A 17645-nucleotide genomic window follows, 5' to 3' on the forward strand; every position below is an offset into this window, starting at 1 on the left:
CGCTAATCGACAGCGCTAGCAGGCCCCCGTGGCGATTCACAACCCAGCGCTTTCACGCGTACCACGATGCCGCTCAGAACGATCCTCATCGAGGACAGCGAGACGATTCGCGAAAACCTCATACCGACGTTGGCAGAGATGGCCGACGCGCTCGTGATCGAGATCGCCGAAACGGCTTCGGGAGCGATCGCCGCACTGGATCGGCACAAGCAGGATTGGGACCTGGCCATCGTGGACCTGTTCCTGAAAGAAGGCTCCGGGCTGGGCGTTCTGCGGGCCGCGCAAGACCGATCGCCGCACCAGCACATGGTCGTGCTGACCAACTACCCGACGCCAGAGATTCGTCGAAGGTGCCGAGACCTCGGTGCGGATGGCGTCTTCGACAAGTCCACCGAACTCGAAGCCTTCTTCGATCTCTGCCGCTCCTATGGCGTCTAGCCAGCTACTGGCCGCGCCCTGCCTCAGAGGTTGCTCATCCCGCCGTCGATTACCAGTTCGCTGCCGACCGTGAACTTCGACTCGTCCGAGGCGAGGAAGACCACCGCCTTGGCGATCTCCGAGGGCTCGCCGAAGCGGCCGGCCGGGATCTGGCCGAGGATGGCGCCGGCCATCTTGTCGAGATCGGCCGCGGGCAGGCCCAGCTTGCCGTAGAGCGGCGTCGAGATCGGGCCCGGGCTGACCGCGTTGACGCGGATGCCGCGGCCGATCAGCTCGCCCGACAGCGTGCGCGCCAGCGTGATCAGGCCGCCCTTGGTCGCCGCGTAGACGCTCGAATTGGGCATGCCCACGCGGGCGTTGATCGAGGTGTTGAGCACGATCGACGTCGGATTCGCCAGGATCGGCAGCAGCGCCTGCACCAGGAACAGCGGGCCCTTGAGGTTGACCGCGATCGAGCGGTCGAAGCCGGCTTCGTCCCATTGTTCGAGCGGCCGGAAATCGGCCACGCCCGCGTTGATGAAGACCGCATCGATCTGGCCGAAGGACTCCTTCAGCGCCTGCGCGAGGTGCTGCTGGTCGGCCACGCTGCCGGCGTCGACGCGCAAGATGAGCGCTTCCTTGCCGAGTTCGGCGCGGGCCCGCTCGATGGTCTCGGGGTTGCTGCCGGTGACCGCCACGCGGGCACCTTCGGCGATGAACTGCCGCGCCGTCTCGAGGCCGATGCCGCTGGTGCCGCCAGTGACGAGTGCGCGCTTGCCGTTGAGTCTGTTCATGATGCTTCCTTGAGTTTGGGGTGGGTCGTGCGGCACGGTGTTGTGCCGTGAGATGAACTGTAGGGTTCATCTTCCTTGAGGTAAATGGGCTGGAGACGCACAATTCATTCAGCTTTTGTGAATCAAGGAGAGGTTGATGGACCGGCTGCGTGCCTTCGAGGTGTTCGTCGCGGTGGTCGCCAGGCAGGGTTTCGCGCGCGCGGCGGAGGCGCTCGACACCTCGCCCGCCAACGTGACGCGCTATATCGCCGAGCTCGAAGCCCACCTGGGCACGCGGCTGCTCAATCGCCACTCGCGCAAGCTCTCGCTGACCGATAGCGGGCAGGCGCTGTACGAGCGGGCGCGCAGCATCCTCGACGAGGTGGCCGAGGCCGAGGCGCTGAGTGCCTCGAGCACGCTGCAGCCACGCGGGCGGCTGCGGGTCAATGCGCCGGTGAGCTTCGGCATCCTGCACCTGGCGCCGCTGTGGCCCAAGTTTTTGAAGAAGTACCCCGAGGTGGAGCTGGAGGTGTCGCTGATCGACCGGGTGGTCGATCTGGTGGAAGAGGGCTTCGACCTCGGCATCCGGATCTCGCGCACCGGGTCGACCACGCACATTGCACGCAAGCTGGCGGCGTCGCGCAACATCGTCTGCGCCGCCCCTGGCTACCTGCGCCAGCACGGCCGGCCGAAGTCGCCCGCCGACCTGGCCGACCATGCCTGCATCGGCTACACCTTCTCGGCCACCGGCGACGACTGGCACCTGTTCGATGCGCACGGGCTGGAGCATGTGGTGAAGGTGCCTTCGGTCATGCGCGCCAACAACGGCGACACGGCGCGCGCCGCCGCGCTGGCGGGCGTGGGCGTGATCTGGCAGCCGAGCTTCCTGGTCGGCGACGACCTGCGCGCGGGGCGGCTGGTGCCGCTGCTGCCGGACTACCGCATGGCGGACATCGACATCCTCGCGGTGTACCCGAGCCGGCGCCACCTGAGCGCCAAGGTGCGCGTGATGATCGATTTCCTGGCCGACGCCTTCAAGGGGACGCCGCCCTGGGATCGCCCGGCCGCTACCGGGTCCCGATGATCAGGCAGATCGCCAGCACCGCGACCAGGCCGGCGAGCAGGAACCCGACCACGCGCTCCTTCGAGCGGGACGGCGCTCGGGGCGCATGCGTCTGGTCCGCCCGGTTCAAGGACGCGAAGCTGCTGAAGCTCTGGGGTTGGGAGTCGGCAGATGGACGTGACATGTAGGTCATTGTGGCTACTCTCACGGGGCGCTCCAAGGAACTAATGCACGCTTAAGTACGCAGTTCTGTGACGCCGTCTGGCCGGGCGAGCATTGAACCGATCCTGCGTTTCCGGGAATGAACAGAACGGGGGCGGCAGCCGCCGCCCGGATCATCGAGCCAGCCCGCCTGGAGGCCCCATGGACATTCCCCCGCAGTCGGCCGCCCGCCACCCGACCCGCCTCGACGGCCGGGAGTACAGTGCGCCGTACGTCCCATGCGTCGAGTCCCCCATGCCGAGCATGCCCCGCGATGCCGTTCGGCCACCGGCCGAGGGGGCCGCCTTGGCCGAAAGCGCCGAGGCCCGCCTGGTCGGCCGCGCCGCCAACGGCGACCTGCAGGCCTTCGAGCAGCTGTACCGCGCCTACCACCCCCGCCTCTCGCGCTTCCTGGACCGCGTGATGCGGCGCTCCGGCCTGGTCGGCGAAGTGCTCAACGACACCATGCTGGTGGTCTGGAACCGTGCCGCCAGCTACGACGGCCGCAGCAAGGTCTCGACCTGGATCTTCGCGATCGGCTACCGCAAGGCGCTCAAGGCGCTCAGCCGCCTCGACGAGCCGGTCGACGACGAGGGCGGCGACGACCAGCCCGCGCCGCCGGAGGCCGGCCCCGAACACCGCGCGGCCCGCTCGCAGATGTGCGCGGCGCTGGCGCAGGCGGTGGACCGGCTCTCGGTCGAGCAGCGGGCGGTCGTCCACCTGGCTTATTTCCACGGCATCGGTTGCCGCGAGATCGGCGACATCGTCGGCTGCCCGGTCGACACCGTGAAGACGCGCATGTTCCACGCCCGGCGCAGGCTCAAGAACCTGCTGGCCGGCCAGCTGGAGGATTGGCTGTGAGCGGGCAGGTGGTCCCCCTCGGCAGCGATGTGCATCTGAAGGTGCAGTCGTTGCTGCCCTGGTACGTCGGCGCCACGCTCGAGGCGCAGGAGCGCGCGGGGGTCGAAGCCCACTTGGCCGACTGCCCGCGCTGTCGGGCAGAGCTGACCCTGGAGCGAGCGCTGCAGGCCGCCTATGCGGCCACCGGCAGCGACGACGCCCCCGGCGATGCCGACCAGGGGTTCGCCGCGTTGCGCGGGCGCCTCGTCGGCGACGCGGCGCCGCCGGTGCGCCGCGGCTTGCTGGCGGGCCTGCGCGATCGCTGGCGCGAGAGTCCGCCCTGGACCCGCTGGGCGCTGGCCGGCCAGTGCGTGCTGGTCGCGGCCCTGGGGGGCTTGCTCGTGCTGCCGATGTGGCCCGAACCACGCTACCGCGCGCTCGGCGAGCCCGCGGCCGTGCCGGCCGGCGTCGACGGCGGCCAGCTGATCGTGAGGTTCCGGCCCGACGCCACCGAGCAGGAGATGCGCCGCGTTCTGCGCGACAGCAGGGCGCGGCTGGTCTACGGGCCGACCACCACCGATGCCTACCTTCTCGCCGTGCCGGCCGGTCTCGAAACGGCCGCGGTGCAGCGCCTGCGCCAGGAAAAGGCGGTGCTGCTGGTCGAATCGCTCGATCGCCGGGCGGCGCCATGAAGCGCTGGCTGGTCGCCTGGCTGCTCGCGCTGGCCGCGCTCCAGCCCCTCGCCGGCGCGGCGGCGGCCGACCTGGTCGAAGCGCCGGCCGCCGCTCCCCGCCAGGTGCTGCTGCTGTTGCGCCTGCCGCCGGAACACTACCGGCCCGAGAGCGGCTATTCGGGCGGCTATGGCGGCGGCGCCGCGCACGGCGCGCGGCGCCGCGTGGCGGCCGAACTGGCGCGCGAACACGGGCTGACCCTGGTCACTGACTGGGCCATGCCGCTGCTGCGCGTGGATTGCTTCGTGCTGACCGTGCCGGATGACCGCCCGCCCGAGGACGTGGCGCAGGCCTTGTCGCGCGATCCGCGCGTCGACTGGGCCCAGCCGATGAACGAGTTTCGAACCCGCGGCCACGACGACCCGCTGGCCCCACTGCAGCCGGTGGTGCAGGCCTGGCACCTGGAGGAACTGCACGAGATCGCCACCGGCCGCAACGTGCGCGTGGCCGTGGTCGACAGCCGCATCGACCGGCACCATCCGGACCTCGAAGGCCAGGTCGCGCTGGAGGAGGACTTCGTCGACGGCCATGGCGACCAGCCCGAGGACCACGGCACCGCGGTCGCCGGCATCATCGCGGCGCGCGCGGACAACGGCGCGGGCATCCTGGGCGTGGCGCCGAACGCGCGGCTGCTGGCGCTGCGCGCCTGCTGGCAGCAGAGCAGCCAGTCCACCGTGTGCACCAGCCTGGGCCTGGCCATGGCGCTGCACTTCGCCATCACCCACGGCGCCGAGGTCATCAACCTGAGCCTCAGCGGGCCGTCCGACCGTCTGCTCGACAGGCTGCTGGACGTGGCGCTGGCGCGCCGCATCAGCGTCGTCGCCGCGGTCGATCGAAGCCGGGCGGATGGCGGCTTCCCGGCTTCCCATGCAGGGGTGGTGGCGGTCAGCGACGAGAACGAAGGGCCGGCCTTGCCGGGCGTGCTGGTGGCGCCGGGGCGGGACGTGCCGACCACCCTGCCGGGAGACCGATGGAACCTGGTGTCGGGCTCGTCGTATGCCGCTGCCCATGTGGCGGGCCTGTTCGCCCTGATGCGCGAGCCGTCGCCGGCACGCGCCGGGCTGCCCTCGACGGCCGGTGTCGTGTCCCTTCCGGGTGGAGGGATCGACGCCTGTGCCACACTCGCCCGCGTCGCAGGCGGCGGCGCCTGCGTCCGCACCGTGACGCGCTCCACGACATCCCCCAACCTGCGCCAGTGACATGCCGGCCGCCGGTCTGCGTGTCGCGTTCGGCCCCTCGCTCTTCCTCGCCTGCGGCGTCGCCCTGGCGCAGGCCGGCGGCAGTATCGCGCTGCTGTCGGACTATCGCTGGCGGGGCGTCTCGCTCAGCGACGACCGGCCGACCTACCAGCTGAGCGCCACCTACGACCATCCGAGCGGCTGGTTCGGCGGTGCCTCACTCACCGGCGTGGCCCTGGGCCCGTACGACCGGCGCCAGGTGCAACTGCTCGGCTACGCCGGCTATGCGGGCCGGCTGTCGGAGCGCCTGGGCTGGGAGGCGGGCGCGACCGGCGTCCACTTCAGCGTCGATTCGCGCTACGACTACGGCGAAGCCTTCGCCGGGCTGAACGGCGAGCGCTGGAACATGCGGCTGCACTACGCGCCCGACTACTTCGGGCGCGGCATGCGCACCGCCTATGCCGAGTTCAACGTCGGCGTTCCCCTCTCGGCCCTGGTGCGCGCGACGGCCCATGCGGGCGCCCTGGTGCGGGTCGGCGGCGTGCCCGCCGAAGACGGACGGGCCGACCTGGACTGCAGCATCGGGCTCGCGGTCTCGCGCGATGCGTGGGAGGTGCGGATCGACTGGGTCGCCGGCGGCCGCAGCAGCGTCTACCCGACCGCCTACGGACACGCGGCGAACAGCACGCTGGTGTTGAGCGCCTCGTTCGCCTTCTGAACTGCGGACCGATGAACCTTCGGGCTCGCGCGCGGAATACACCGAGCCCAGCCCGAAAGGAAACGCAACATGACCAGCACCTGCCGCCTGAAGTTGTACGGAGTCGCTTGTGCGAGCGCGATCGTGGTGGCCGCCTGCGGTGGCGGCGGTGGCTATTCCGGCGGCATGGCGTCGGTCATCGCCTCGCCTGCCGCTGCCCCTGCCGGCGGCGGCGCGGCCGTCATGGACAAGGGCTTCGTCGCGACCAACCTGGTGTCCGACCTGCCGGTCGCGAACACGCTGTATGCGAACGCCAACGCCGATCCGACCCTGGTCGACGCATGGGGCGTGGTCTTCAACCCGCGGGCCTTCGTCTGGGTGGCGAACCGGTCCACCTCGACCTCGACGCTGTACGACGGCGCCGGCGTGCCGCAGTCTCTGGTGGTGTCGATCCCGCCCGGCACTGCGGGCAGCGCCAGGCCGACCGGCATCGTCTTCAACGGCCATTCGGACTTCATGGTCACGGCCAACGGCATGTCCGGCGCCAGTGCCTTCATCTTCGCCGGCCTCGGCGGCACGCTGTCGGGCTGGTCGCCCGGCGTCGATCAGACCCATGCCATCACGGCCTTCGACGGCGGCAACGCCGGGGCGGTCTACACGGGGCTGGCGCTCGCCAGCCGGGGCGCGTCGGACTTCCTGTACGCGGCGGATTTCCGGAATGCGACGGTCGACATGTTCGACGCGGCATTCAACAAGGTCGGCGGCGCGGGCAGCTTCGTCGACCAGGCCTTGCCGGCCGGCTATGCGCCCTACGGCGTCCAGGCGATCGGCGACCAGGTCTATGTGAGCTATGCCCGGCAGGGCGCGCAGACGGGCGTTGCTGTCACGGGCGCCGGTCAGGGCGCCATCGATGCCTTCGACACGGCCGGCAACCTGGTCAAGCGGCTGGTGTCGCCCGGCGGCGCGCTCGACGCACCGTGGGGCATGGCCATGGCGCCGGCCGCCTTCGGCACCTTCGGCAACGCCTTGCTGGTGGCCAACGTGGGCGACGGAAGGATCAACGCATTCGACACCTCGACCGGTGTCCTGCTGGGCACAATGTCGATGGCGGACGGCAACCCGATCGCCATCGACGGACTGCACGGGATCGCGTTCGGCAACGGCATCGGCAACCAGCCGACGAGCACGCTTTTCTTCGCCGCGGGCCCCGGCGGAGGAATCCATGGCGTCTACGGGCGCATCGACATCCGCTGAGGCCTGGGCCATGAAGGAGCAACTCACCATGAAACGCGCAATGACAGTCTTCGTTTCCGTCGCCTCGCTGGCCTTCAGCCTGTCCGCGCTCGCGGCTGGGGGAGGGGGTGGAGGCGGCGGTGGTGGCGGCGGTGGTGGTGGAGGAGGAGGCGGCGGCGGTGGACCGGGAACCAGCGAGCAAGTCAATCCCGATCCCGACTTCAGGGCCGGCATGACGGCCGTCAAGAAGGAGGACTGGCAGCAGGTCGTGGCCCACATGACGGTCTACGTGCTGCGCGCGCCGGGCGACGCCGATGCCTGGAACGAACTCGGCCACGCGCACCGCAAGCTGGGCAACATGGACCTGGCGCTGAGCGACTACGACAAGGCGCTGAAGATCAACCCGAAGCACCGCGGCGCGCACGAATACCTCGGCGAAGCCTACCTGCAGATGGGCGACCTCGGCCGGGCCGAGCAGGAGTTGAAGGTGCTCGATTCGCTCTGCTTCTTTCCGTGCGAGGAGTACACCGACCTGAAGGCGGAGATCGCGAAGTACCGCAGCCAGCAACGTGCGCAGTCGGGATCGTGACGCCTTGAAGCCGCATGCCGCCGCCAGGGTGCTGCTGCTCGCCGGGGCGCTGTGCATGCTCGCCGCGGCCGGCGCGCAGCAGGTCGCGATCGAGACCAACGGCCAGGGCGAGTCGATCACCGTGACGGCGTCGGCCGAGATGCGGGTGGACCCGCGCACGGTGTGGAGCGTGATCACCGACTACGACCATCTCGCCGAGTTCATTCCGTACATGCGCAGCTCGCGCGTGGTGTGGCGCGCCGCCGACCACGTCATCGTCGAGCAGACGGGGGAGTTCGGCTTCCTGTGGTTCAGCCAGCCGGTGCAGGCGCGGCTGGCGGTGGTCGAAGTGCCGCCGCAGTCGGTCGTGGCGCATGCGGTCGGCGGCAACCTGAGGGACATGGAAGGCCGCTACACGGTGGCGATCATGCCCACCGGCACGGTGCGGCTGAGCTATTCGGGCCGGCTGGTGCCCGACTTCGCGGTCCCGCCGGTGATCGGCAAGATGGTGGTGCGCAACGTGCTCGCGGATCAGTTCCGGGCCATGGTCGAGGAGATCGTGCGCCGCGATGCGGAGAAGGCGCAGTAGCCCGGTCGAGCCCCTCAGTTGTGATGATGGCCGTCCGGCGGAGCCCGATGCGCCGAATGGCCAATGGACAGCCACTGCGCTGGCTGGGACCATCCTCCTGCATGCACTCCGTGCGTGCGGTCGAGGAGGTGCTCCATGCGCGAACGCCCGTCAGGCCGATCGCCCGCCAACGCCCTGGCCCAGGCCCTGGTGTGGCTCGCGTTGGGCATGGGCGCATCGTGGGCGCAAGACGCACCGGTGCAGCCGATCGATCGCTCGAAGCTGCTGCAGAAGCGGGTGCCGGCGCAAGCGCCGACCGAAGCGATGACGCAAGTCCCGGCGCAGGGCGCCACCCGGGCACGGGTACCGACGCCGACACCGACACCGAAATCGACACCGGGGACGTCTGACGCAGCCCCGCCTGCGGCCCAGGCGCCGCCGCAGCGTCCTTCGGACCGGGACCGCTTCAGGGCCCTGGCGGAGGCCGCTGCCGCTGCTGCCGCCGCTGCCGCCGCCGGGCACGCAAGGACGCCGGATCCCGCCAGCCCGCCTCGGCAGCCGGCGCCTGATCGCCCCGCTCCGCGCACGCCCGACCCGCCGGTGCAGGTGCCTCGCTACCGGGTGCCGGACCTGGCCGGCCAGGACTGCATCGGCGCGCGCCAGGCGGTCATGAACGCGGGGCTGATGCAGTTCCAGTGCGAGGTGGTCGCCGGCCCCGGCACGCTGCCTTCCGGCCGCATCTACAGCCAGTCGCCGGGGCCCGGCACCATCTTGAACGAGCAGCGTCCGGTGCAGGCGCGGCAGCAACCGGTGCAGGTGCTGGTGCCGAACGTCGTCGGCATGCCCGAGGCCCAGGCCGCGGCTGCAGTGGCTCAGCGCAACCTGAGGGCGTCGATGTCCGGGCCGGCCGCGAGCATCGGCCGGCAGGTGGCGAACCAGTCGCCGCAAGCTGGCGCTGCGGCGCTGCCGGGCAGCAGCGTGAGCCTGACGCTGGCCTTGACCGTGCCGATGCTCGACGGCCTCGACTGCGATGCGGCGCGTGCCAGCGCGCGTGCCCATGGCTTCGATGCCTTCGGTTGCGAGCCGCGATTCGCAGGCGCCTCGCAGCCCTTGCACAAGGTCTTCGAGCAGCTGCCGAGGGCCGGCGCCGTGCTCGCTTCGCCGCAACCGGTGCAGGTGGCGGTCGCCAAGGCGGTGCAGGTCCCGAACGTCGTCGGCCTCGGACTCGGGAAAGCGCTGGCCGCGCTCGACGGCGCCATGCTGCAGGGTCGCCCCGACGGCAGCGATGGCGATCGCGACGTGCGCACGCAGCGCCCGGCGGCGGGCAGCGAGGCGCCGCCTCACAGCGCGGTCGAGCTGGCGACGCTGCGCTTCGTGAAGGTGCCCGCGGTGGTCGGGCTGTGGCTGTCGGATGCGAAGGTCCGGCTCCAGGGCGCGGGGCTCACTGACAAGCCGGACCATGCCGACCGCCCCGACGCGCGCAAGATCGACCATCAGCAGCCGCCGGCGGGCGGGCGCGCCGCGGCCGACACCGCCGTCGCGCTGTCCACCCATGTCGAGGTCGTGGTGCCGGACGTGCTGCTGAAGAGGCTGCCCGCGGCCATGGCGACGCTGCGGCAGGCAGGCCTGCTCCCCAAGCCCGACCCGGAGGATCGCGACAAGGATCGCGACCCGGAGCGCGAAGTGCGCTCGCAGACGCCGGCAGCGGGTACCTTCGTGCGCGAGAACAGTGAAGTGGCGCTGGCGACCATGCGGCTGGTCGTGGTGCCGGCCGTCGTCGGCCAGACCTGCGAAAGCGCCGTGCAGAAGGCGCGCGACGAGGGCATCGCGTTCCGATGCAAGGTCGACAGCCTGCTGCCGGTGACGCTGGGGCAACCGGTGGTCACGTCGCAGCCGAGCTTCGACAAGCCGGTCGACCAAGGCACGCTGATCGAAGTGCTCGCGGAGCCGCCATGGTGGTCCACGCCGGCGCTGCTGACGATGCTGGTGTCGAGCATCGGCGGGCTGGGCTGGGGCGGCCGCCGGTGGTTCCGGTGGCGGCCGACCCCGGTGCCGCCGCCGCCACCAGCACCGACGCTGTATTGGCGGCTCGCGCCCGACATTGCGCCGGCGCTCAGCCTGCACCTGGGCGGGGTCGATGGCGACGCGCGCGATCGCGAGTCGCGCATGGGCTGGCGCGTGGCGGGCGGCGAGCCGCTCGTGTGCCTGCGAGGCCTGCAACCACTGGCTGGAGAATCGAAATGAGCGTTGTCGAACTGAAAAGCGATCAGGCCCTGCACCGGTTGCTCGCGGTGGTCGACACCGGCGAAGGCGTGAAGGAGGTGCGCCGCCTGGCGGCCCTGAGCGTGGGCAACGTCGATGCCAAGGGCGCTTCCATCCTCGGAAAGACAGTGGCCGACTGGGCGACGGCAGACCTCGAGAAGGAAATCGAGAAGGCGTTTTCTCCCGACCCCTTCGCGCTGATGGCCAAGGCCTGGGCGCAGGTGCGCGAGGTGCGCAAGGCGATCGACGCCAGCCGCGGCCCGCCGCCGAAGGCGCAGACGGTGGCGCTGCTCAAGCACGAGATCGAAGCCAGTATGGAGCCGAGGCTGGTGCTCAATGTGACCGGCGTCGACTGGTGCGACGTCAAGCTCGCGTTGTCGCTGAAGTTGAGCTTCGAATCGGTGCAGATCGAACTGAACGATGGCCGCATCAGCGCGTTGAAGCTGGGCAACCCGAGCGGCAACATCAGCCTGAAGTGCGCCGGGGAGGAGGTGGCGGCCTTCAAGCGCGAGATCAAGATCGCCCGCGCCTACAAGTTCGCGGCACCGGTGCCGATGCCGGCGGCCGTGCCTGCAGCACTGGCGTCGCCCGAATTGCCGGCGATGTCGCAATCGGTCGCGCCACTCGTCAGTCATGGCGTCCCGATCATTGCCTGAAGAGTCTGGGACTGTATATTCAGATTGCCAATGCAATGAGTCGCAGTCGGCAGCGAATGAAGCTGTCATTCGACGCGCAATGACTGGCTCCATGCCATGTCGCAATACAACAACGCAGATTCAATTGGTTGAGGTCGCGAACGGCTGACGGCCAACCTCGAGGTCGGCGAGATCGCGTTGAGGTCGATCATTGCGCCCGCACCGTGGCTCGATGAAACATCGAGCAGCGCGGCGAACGCGCGCCACGAAGTCCCCGTGCCCCAGCTCCGACTCCATCTTGCGGCATGCCTGCGCCGCCTCGTGGAAGGCGTCGGCGTCGGCGGCGGTCGAGCGCTCCCGAAGCAGTTCGACCGCGCGGACGCCATTCCTGAACTTGTCGCGAATCTCCCCTTTGGTCGTGAAGACCTTTCCGGTCAAGCTGCTTGCGGGATCTCCAGGTTGTCGATCAGCCGGGTGCTTCCCAATCGCGCCGCCGCCAGCGCCACCAGTGGCTCGGCTTCGGTGGGTGCCTGCAGGTCGGCGCGCCGGCGCAGCACCATGTAGTCGGGCTGCCAGCCCCGTGCGCTCAGCGATTGCATCGCGCGCGCCTCGATCGCGGCGAAGTCGCGCTCGCCCGCCTGCACAGCCGCGGCCATGGCCTTCAGCGCGAGCGACAGCTGCACGGCTTCGGTGCGCGCGGCCTGGTCGAGGTAGCCGTTGCGCGAAGACAGTGCGAGCCCGTCGTCGGCGCGCCGGGTCTCGCTGCCCACGATCTCGATCGGCAAGGCGAACTGCCGCACCATGTGGCGGATGACCAGCAACTGCTGGTAGTCCTTCTTGCCGAACACGGCCACGCGCGGCTGCACGCAGGCGAAGAGTTTCATGACGACCGTGCAGACGCCGACGAAGAAGCCCGGGCGGAAATGGCCTTCGAGGATGTCGGCCAAGGCGCCGTCGGGGTGCACCTTGCAGGTCTGGGGTTCGGGGTAGAGGGTACGCTCGTCGGGCGCGAACAGCACGTCGCAGCCGGCCGCCTGCAGCTTGTCGCAGTCGCTGTCCCAGGTGCGCGGGTAGGTGTCGAAATCCTCGTGCGGAAGGAACTGCAGGCGGTTCACGAAGATGCTGGCGACCGTGACGTCGCCCCGCGGCCTGGCCTGCCGCACGAGGTCGAGGTGGCCGTCGTGCAGGTTGCCCATGGTGGGGACGAAGGCGGGGCGCTCGAAGCGGCCCAGGTGGTCGCGCAGTTCGGGGAGGGTGCGGATGACGTGCATGGTCGGTGCGCCTACCAGGCGTGGAGTGAGTCGTCGGGAAAGCTGCCGTCCTTGACGGCGCGGACATAGGCCTGCATGGCCTCGGCGATGCCGGGCGCACCGGCCATGAAGTTGCGCACGAACTTCGGCAGCTTGCCGAGTCCGACGCCCAGCATGTCGTGCATCACCAGCACCTGGCCCGCGGTGCCGCGGCCGGCGCCGATGCCGATCGTGGCGCAGTGCTTGAGTTCGGCCGTGAGTTCGGCGGCCAGCGCGGCGGGCACCATCTCGAGCACCAGCATCGCGGCGCCCGCATCCTGCAGCGCATGGGCCTGCTGCTTGAGCAGGGCCGCGGCCTCGCCGCCACGGCCCTGCACGCGGTAGCCGCCGAGCGCATGCACCGTCTGCGGCGTGAGGCCCAGGTGGGCGCAGACCGGAATGCCGCGCTCGACCAGGAAGCGCACGGTGTCGGTGGTCCAGCCGCCGCCTTCGAGCTTGACCATGTGGGCGCCGGCCTGCATCAGCACGGCGGCGCTGTGCAGCGCCTGTTCGCGCGACGCGTGGTAGCTGCCGAAAGGCAGGTCGGCGATCAGCCAGGCCGTGCCCTGGACCCGGCGCAATCCGCGCTCGACGCTTTCGGTGTGGTAGCGCATGGTGTCCAGCGACACGCCCACGGTGCTGTTGAGGCCCTGGCAGACCATGCCCAGCGAGTCGCCGACCAAAAGGCATTCGACACCCGCGGCATCGGCCACGGCGGCGAAGGTGGCGTCGTAGGCGGTCAGCATGACGATCTTCTCGCCGCGCGCATGCATGTCGGCCAGCCGAGGCAGGCTGAGCGGCTTGCGCGTGGCCGGCGGCGAGGCCGGGGGCAGGGTGCCGTAGGGGATGGCCGCGTCGGCGGCGGCAGGGTTTGCCATTGCGGGTCGCTCAGGCCGCGACGGCCTCGCCGGAGGCGGCCTGCACGGGGATGTGGGCGCGCTCTTCCTTGATGCGGTTGGCGCCGTCGACGAACACCAGCTTCGGCCGATGGCCGGCCACCTGGTCTTCGGGCACCAGGCCGAAGGCGGCGATGATGATCAGGTCGCCGACCGAGGCCCGGCGCGCGGCCGAGCCGTTGACGGAGATGATGCCGCTGCCGCGCTGGCCGCGAATCGCATAGGTCACGAAGCGTTCTCCGTTGTTGATGTTCCAGATGTGGACCTGCTCGTTCTCGGCCAGGCCGGCGGCGTCGAGCAGGTCTTCGTCGATGGCGCAGGAGCCTTCGTAGTGCAGTTCGCAGTCGGTGACCGCGACACGGTGGATCTTGGACTTGAGCAGGGTGCGGAACATGATGCGAAAGCTCTTTCTCTGTGGACGAAAAGGCGAAGGCGTCCGCGTCAGAGCGCGGGCGGCACGAGGATGGTCGGCGCCGCGGGTGCTGCGAGCGCCGGGTAGTCGCGGCTGAAGTGCAGGCCGCGGCTTTCGCGCCGGGCCTGCGCCGAGCGCACGATCAGGTCCGCCACCTGCACCAGATTGCGCAGCTCGAGCAGGTCGCGCGTGACGTGGAAGTTGCCGTAGAACTCCTGCACCTCGCCTTGCAGCAGCGCGATGCGGTGCGCCGCGCGTTCGAGCCGCTTGTTGGTGCGCACGATGCCGACGTAGTCCCACATGAAGCGGCGCAGCTCGTCCCAGTTGTGCGAGATGACCACCGTCTCGTCGGCATCGGTGACGCGGCTGTCGTCCCAGGCCGGCAGCGCGGCCTGGGGCTGCCGGGGTGCCTGGGCGATGGCCGCGGCGGCGGCGCGGGCGAACACCATGCACTCGACCAGCGAGTTGCTGGCCAGCCGGTTGGCGCCGTGCAGGCCGGTGCAGGCGGTCTCGCCGATCGCGTAGAGGCCGGGCACGTCGGTGCGGCCGGCCAGGTCGGTAAGCACGCCGCCGCAGGTGTAGTGCGCGGCCGGCACCACCGGGATCGGCGAGCGCGTGATGTCGATGCCGAGCGCTGCGCAGCGCGCCAGGATGTTCGGGAAATGCTCCTGCAGGAAGGCCGGGCTCTGGTGCGAGATGTCGAGGTGCACGCAGTCGAGCCCGTGCTTCTTCATCTCGAAGTCGATGGCGCGCGCCACGATGTCGCGCGGGGCGAGCTCGGCGCGTTCGTCGTGCGCGGGCATGAAGCGGGTGCCGTCCGGCAGCAGCAGCCGGCCGCCCTCGCCGCGCACCGCTTCGCTGATCAGGAAGGACTTGGCATCCGGGTGGTACAGGCAGGTCGGGTGGAACTGGATGAACTCCATGTTCGCGACCCGGCAGCCCGCGCGCCAGGCCGCCGCGATGCCGTCGCCGGTGGCGGTGTCCGGATTGCTCGTGTAGAGGTAGACCTTGCCGGCACCGCCCGTGGCCAGCACGGTGTGGGGTGCGCGAAAGGTGAGGACCTCGTCGGTGGCCTCGTCGAGCACGTGCAGGCCCTGGCAGCCGGTGTCGGCGAGCCCGAGCTTGCGGCCGGTGATCAGGTCGACCAGCGTGTGCCGCTCGAACAGCGTGATGTTGGGCGTGCGCCTCACCTGCTCGATCAGCGTGCGCTGCACCGCGGCGCCGGTGGCGTCGGCCGCATGGACGATGCGGCGCTGGCTGTGGCCGCCTTCGCGCGTGAGGTGCAGCGCGCCGTCCTCGAGCGAGAAGGGCACGCCGAGCCCGCGCAGCCAGGCGATGGCCTCGGGTGCATGCTCGACCACGAAGCGCGTGGCGGCCAGGTCGCAGAGGCCCGCGCCCGCCACCAGCGTGTCGTCGACATGCGACTGCACGCTGTCGCCATCGGCGAGCACCGCCGCGATGCCGCCCTGGGCCCACTGGCTGGCGCCATCGTCCACCGCGCGCTTGGTGATGACGGCCACGCGATGCGTGGCTGCGAGGTGCAGTGCGGTGCTGAGTCCGGCCAGGCCGCTGCCGACGATCAGCACGTCGAATTCATGAAAAATCACAGGTCGTCACTCTTGCTTCGGATGTCGAACGGGGCGAACCATAACCGACTCTTGCGCTACGCCTGCGTGCATTTGCGCGCACCGGCCGGTGTCGGCATCGCTGCTACGATCGCGCCCATTCGCTGCTTGTGCGCGGCCTCGCGTTTCCGATGATGAAGATGGACAGTACCCTCGATTTTTCTTCCGCCGAGTGGGCCGCCGTGGTGCGCGCCGATGCACTGCGGGCCCTCGATGAAGACGTGGGAGGCGGCGATCTCACGGCCTCGCTGATCGATGCCGATCGTCGCGCGGTGGCGCGCGTCGTCGCCCGCGAGTCCGCCGTGCTGTGCGGCATCCCCTGGGTCGAGGCGGTGGTGCGGCATCTGGCCCCCGATGCGCGGATCACCTGGCATGTCGAAGAAGGCGCCCGCTGCGCGCCGGACCAGGTCGTGCTCGAACTCGCGGGCGCTGCCAGGGCGCTGCTCACGGCCGAGCGCACCGCGCTCAATTTCCTGCAGCTGCTGAGTGCGGTCGCAACCAAGACCGCGCTGCATGTCGATGCCGTGCGCGGCACGCGGGCCCGGATCGTCGACACCCGCAAGACGCTGCCCGGCCTTCGGCTGGCGCAGAAGTACGCGGTGCGCGCCGGCGGCGGCGTCAACCATCGCATCGGCCTCTACGACGCCGTGCTGATCAAGGAGAACCACATCGTCGCGGCGGGCGGCGTGAGCGCGGCGCTGCGTGCCGCGGCGCGCGTCGCGGGCCGTGCGAAGTTCGTGCAGATCGAGGTCGAGACGCTCGCCCAGCTCGACGAGGCGCTGGCCAACGGCGCCCGCATGCTGCTGCTGGACAACATGGACCTGCCGACCTTGCGCGAGGCGGTGCGCCGCAACGATGCTGCCGGCGATGCCCGTGCCGTGCTCGAGATCTCGGGCGGCGTGACGCTCGAGGGCTTGCGCGCCCTGGCCGAGACCGGGGTCGACCGGATCTCCATCGGTGCCTTGACCAAGGACGTCAAGGCGGTCGATTTCTCGATGCGATTCCAGGAGGCCTGAGCCATGAGCTTTTCGGTGATCGACGTCGACTACGAGCAGCCGCTGGGCGCCGGCGACGGCAGCACGGCATGCGACACGCGCCATGCCTGGGCCCGCGTGCCGCCTGAGCCCGGGCCGGCCGAGCGCGAGGCCTTGAAGGCACGCATCCGCCGCCTGCTGCGCGAGCGCGATGCGGTGATGGTGTCGCACTACTACGTCCACCCCGACCTGCAGGACCTTGCCGAGGAGACCGGCGGCCTGGTGAGCGATTCGCTCGAGATGGCGCGCTTCGGCCGCGACCATGCGGCGCGGACGCTGGTGGTCTCGGGCGTGCGCTTCATGGGCGAGACCGCCAAGATCCTGTCGCCCGAGAAGCGGATCCTGATGCCCGACCTGGACGCGACCTGTTCGCTCGACCTCGGCTGCCCGGAAGAAGACTTCGCCCGCTTCTGCGCGCTGCATCCCGACCGCACGGTCGTGGTCTATGCCAACACCAGCGCCGCCGTGAAGGCGCGCGCCGACTGGCTCGTGACCTCGAGTTGCGCGCTCGACGTGGTGCGCGCGCTGACGGCCCAGGGGCAGAAGATCCTGTGGGCGCCCGACCGGCACCTGGGCGACTACATCCGCCGCGAGACCGGCGCCGACATGGTGAGCTGGGGCGGCGCCTGCATCGTGCACGACGAATTCAAGGCGCTCGAACTCGAGCTGCTCAAGCAGGCGCACCCCGGGGCCCGCGTGCTGGTGCATCCGGAGGCACCGGCCGATGTGATCGCGCTGGCGGACGCGGTGGGTTCGACCTCGGCCATCCTGAGCGCGGCGCAGCGCATGGAGGCCAGCGAGTTCATCGTCGCCACCGACAGCGGCATGCTGCACAAGCTGCGCACCCTGAACCCGGGCAAGACTTTCATCGAAGCGCCCACGGCCGGCAACTCGGCCACGTGCAAGAGCTGCGCCCACTGCCCATGGATGGCGATGAACGGCCTCGCCGGCCTGGCCCAGGTGCTGGAGACCGGAGCCGGCGAGGTGCATGTCGATCCGGCATTGGGACGGCGGGCAAGGGTGCCGATCGACCGCATGCTGGCCTTCACGGCCGCACTGCGCGGCGGCCAGCCGGTCGATCACCTGGTGGCGGGCATCGGCGCGGTGTGAGCCTAGACAGAATGGCTTGAGCCGTTGAGGCGGCCCGTCTCCGGGACTACCGTGGGTTGCGCACCGTGGGTGCGCCGAGCCACAACGCTGCACCCCGAAGGGCGGACAGCGTG

General features: G+C 70.2%; 20 protein-coding genes. 13 read left to right on the forward strand and 7 right to left on the reverse strand.

Features of this window, described 5'->3' with window-relative positions; translation table 11 throughout:
* The first annotated feature begins 66 nt into the window (after positions 1-66).
* On the forward strand, positions 67-438 hold the full coding sequence (locus tag QZH52_RS29855; RefSeq protein WP_301814571.1) for a response regulator: 372 nt from the start codon (positions 67-69) through the stop codon (positions 436-438).
* A 23-nt stretch (positions 439-461) separates the two neighbouring features.
* On the opposite strand, the gene QZH52_RS29860 is transcribed toward QZH52_RS29855, so the two are convergent.
* Positions 462-1211 carry an SDR family oxidoreductase gene (locus QZH52_RS29860; protein WP_301814573.1) on the reverse strand — a complete coding sequence of 250 codons (750 nt, stop codon included), beginning with the start codon at positions 1209-1211 and terminating at the stop codon, positions 462-464.
* Positions 1212-1347: 136 nt separating this feature from the next.
* Here QZH52_RS29860 and QZH52_RS29865 point away from each other — a divergent pair, with 136 nt between their 5' ends.
* A complete protein-coding gene (locus tag QZH52_RS29865; RefSeq protein ID WP_301814574.1) occupies positions 1348-2274 on the forward strand; it encodes a LysR family transcriptional regulator in 927 nt (308 codons plus the stop codon).
* On the opposite strand, the gene QZH52_RS29870 is transcribed toward QZH52_RS29865, so the two are convergent.
* The gene (locus QZH52_RS29870) at positions 2258-2437 is read right to left on the reverse strand and encodes a hypothetical protein (RefSeq protein ID WP_301814575.1); all 180 of its coding nucleotides are present in this window, start codon (positions 2435-2437) and stop codon (positions 2258-2260) included. The two genes, QZH52_RS29865 and QZH52_RS29870, sit on opposite strands and share 17 nt — an antisense overlap.
* 179 nt (positions 2438-2616) lie before the next feature.
* Between QZH52_RS29870 and QZH52_RS29875 the strand changes: the two genes are divergently transcribed.
* The 9 genes from QZH52_RS29875 to QZH52_RS29915 all read left to right on the forward strand — a co-directional run bounded on the left by QZH52_RS29875 (position 2617) and on the right by QZH52_RS29915 (position 11187).
* A complete protein-coding gene (locus tag QZH52_RS29875; RefSeq protein WP_301814576.1) occupies positions 2617-3315 on the forward strand; it encodes an RNA polymerase sigma factor in 699 nt (232 codons plus the stop codon).
* Entirely contained in the window at positions 3312-3986 is a 675-nt protein-coding gene (locus QZH52_RS29880; RefSeq protein ID WP_301814577.1) for a zf-HC2 domain-containing protein, read from the forward strand. Before QZH52_RS29875 ends, QZH52_RS29880 begins: the two co-directional genes overlap by 4 nt.
* Positions 3983-5224 carry a S8 family peptidase gene (locus tag QZH52_RS29885; protein WP_301814579.1) on the forward strand — a complete coding sequence of 414 codons (1242 nt, stop codon included), beginning with the start codon at positions 3983-3985 and terminating at the stop codon, positions 5222-5224. The genes QZH52_RS29880 and QZH52_RS29885 overlap by 4 nt, the downstream gene beginning before the upstream one ends.
* A 1-nt stretch (position 5225) precedes the next feature.
* Positions 5226-5921 (forward strand): TorF family putative porin, encoded by a 696-nt coding sequence (locus tag QZH52_RS29890; protein WP_301814580.1) that lies wholly within the window; start codon positions 5226-5228, stop codon positions 5919-5921.
* A gap of 69 nt (positions 5922-5990) precedes the next feature.
* Complete coding sequence (locus QZH52_RS29895) at positions 5991-7154, forward strand: TIGR03118 family protein (RefSeq protein WP_301814581.1); 1164 nt, start codon at positions 5991-5993, stop codon at positions 7152-7154.
* A gap of 28 nt (positions 7155-7182) precedes the next feature.
* Positions 7183-7722, forward strand: a complete 540-nt coding sequence (locus QZH52_RS29900; protein ID WP_301814582.1) for a tetratricopeptide repeat protein — start codon at positions 7183-7185, stop codon at positions 7720-7722.
* Between the two features lie 4 nt (positions 7723-7726).
* A complete protein-coding gene (locus QZH52_RS29905; RefSeq protein WP_301814583.1) occupies positions 7727-8290 on the forward strand; it encodes an SRPBCC family protein in 564 nt (187 codons plus the stop codon).
* 135 nt (positions 8291-8425) lie between these two features.
* A complete protein-coding gene (locus QZH52_RS29910; RefSeq protein WP_301814585.1) occupies positions 8426-10513 on the forward strand; it encodes a PASTA domain-containing protein in 2088 nt (695 codons plus the stop codon).
* A complete protein-coding gene (locus QZH52_RS29915; RefSeq protein WP_301814586.1) occupies positions 10510-11187 on the forward strand; it encodes a hypothetical protein in 678 nt (225 codons plus the stop codon). The genes QZH52_RS29910 and QZH52_RS29915 overlap by 4 nt, the downstream gene beginning before the upstream one ends.
* A gap of 120 nt (positions 11188-11307) precedes the next feature.
* Here QZH52_RS29915 and QZH52_RS29920 read toward each other — a convergent pair whose 3' ends face one another.
* Genes QZH52_RS29920 through nadB form a run of 5 tightly spaced genes read right to left on the reverse strand, consistent with a single transcriptional unit; the run spans position 11308 to position 15370 of the window.
* Entirely contained in the window at positions 11308-11604 is a 297-nt protein-coding gene (locus QZH52_RS29920) for a hypothetical protein (protein ID WP_301814587.1), read from the reverse strand.
* Positions 11601-12437, reverse strand: a complete 837-nt coding sequence (gene panC / locus QZH52_RS29925; protein ID WP_301814588.1) for a pantoate--beta-alanine ligase — start codon at positions 12435-12437, stop codon at positions 11601-11603. Before panC ends, QZH52_RS29920 begins: the two co-directional genes overlap by 4 nt.
* Positions 12438-12448: 11 nt before the next feature.
* Positions 12449-13333 (reverse strand): 3-methyl-2-oxobutanoate hydroxymethyltransferase, encoded by an 885-nt coding sequence (gene panB, locus QZH52_RS29930; protein WP_301814590.1) that lies wholly within the window; start codon positions 13331-13333, stop codon positions 12449-12451.
* Positions 13334-13343: 10 nt separating this feature from the next.
* Positions 13344-13745 (reverse strand): aspartate 1-decarboxylase, encoded by a 402-nt coding sequence (gene panD / locus QZH52_RS29935; RefSeq protein WP_286525044.1) that lies wholly within the window; start codon positions 13743-13745, stop codon positions 13344-13346.
* Between the two features lie 47 nt (positions 13746-13792).
* The gene (nadB, locus tag QZH52_RS29940) at positions 13793-15370 is read right to left on the reverse strand and encodes an L-aspartate oxidase (protein ID WP_301814591.1); all 1578 of its coding nucleotides are present in this window, start codon (positions 15368-15370) and stop codon (positions 13793-13795) included.
* 158 nt (positions 15371-15528) lie between these two features.
* Here nadB and nadC point away from each other — a divergent pair, with 158 nt between their 5' ends.
* A complete protein-coding gene (gene nadC / locus QZH52_RS29945) occupies positions 15529-16404 on the forward strand; it encodes a carboxylating nicotinate-nucleotide diphosphorylase (protein WP_301814592.1) in 876 nt (291 codons plus the stop codon).
* 3 nt (positions 16405-16407) lie between these two features.
* Positions 16408-17532, forward strand: coding sequence for a quinolinate synthase NadA (gene nadA, locus QZH52_RS29950; RefSeq protein ID WP_301814593.1), 1125 nt, complete (start codon positions 16408-16410; stop codon positions 17530-17532).
* Positions 17533-17645 lie beyond the last annotated feature (113 nt).

Source organism: Variovorax ginsengisoli (assembly GCF_030486595.1).
Lineage (GTDB): Bacteria > Pseudomonadota > Gammaproteobacteria > Burkholderiales > Burkholderiaceae_C > Variovorax > Variovorax ginsengisoli_B.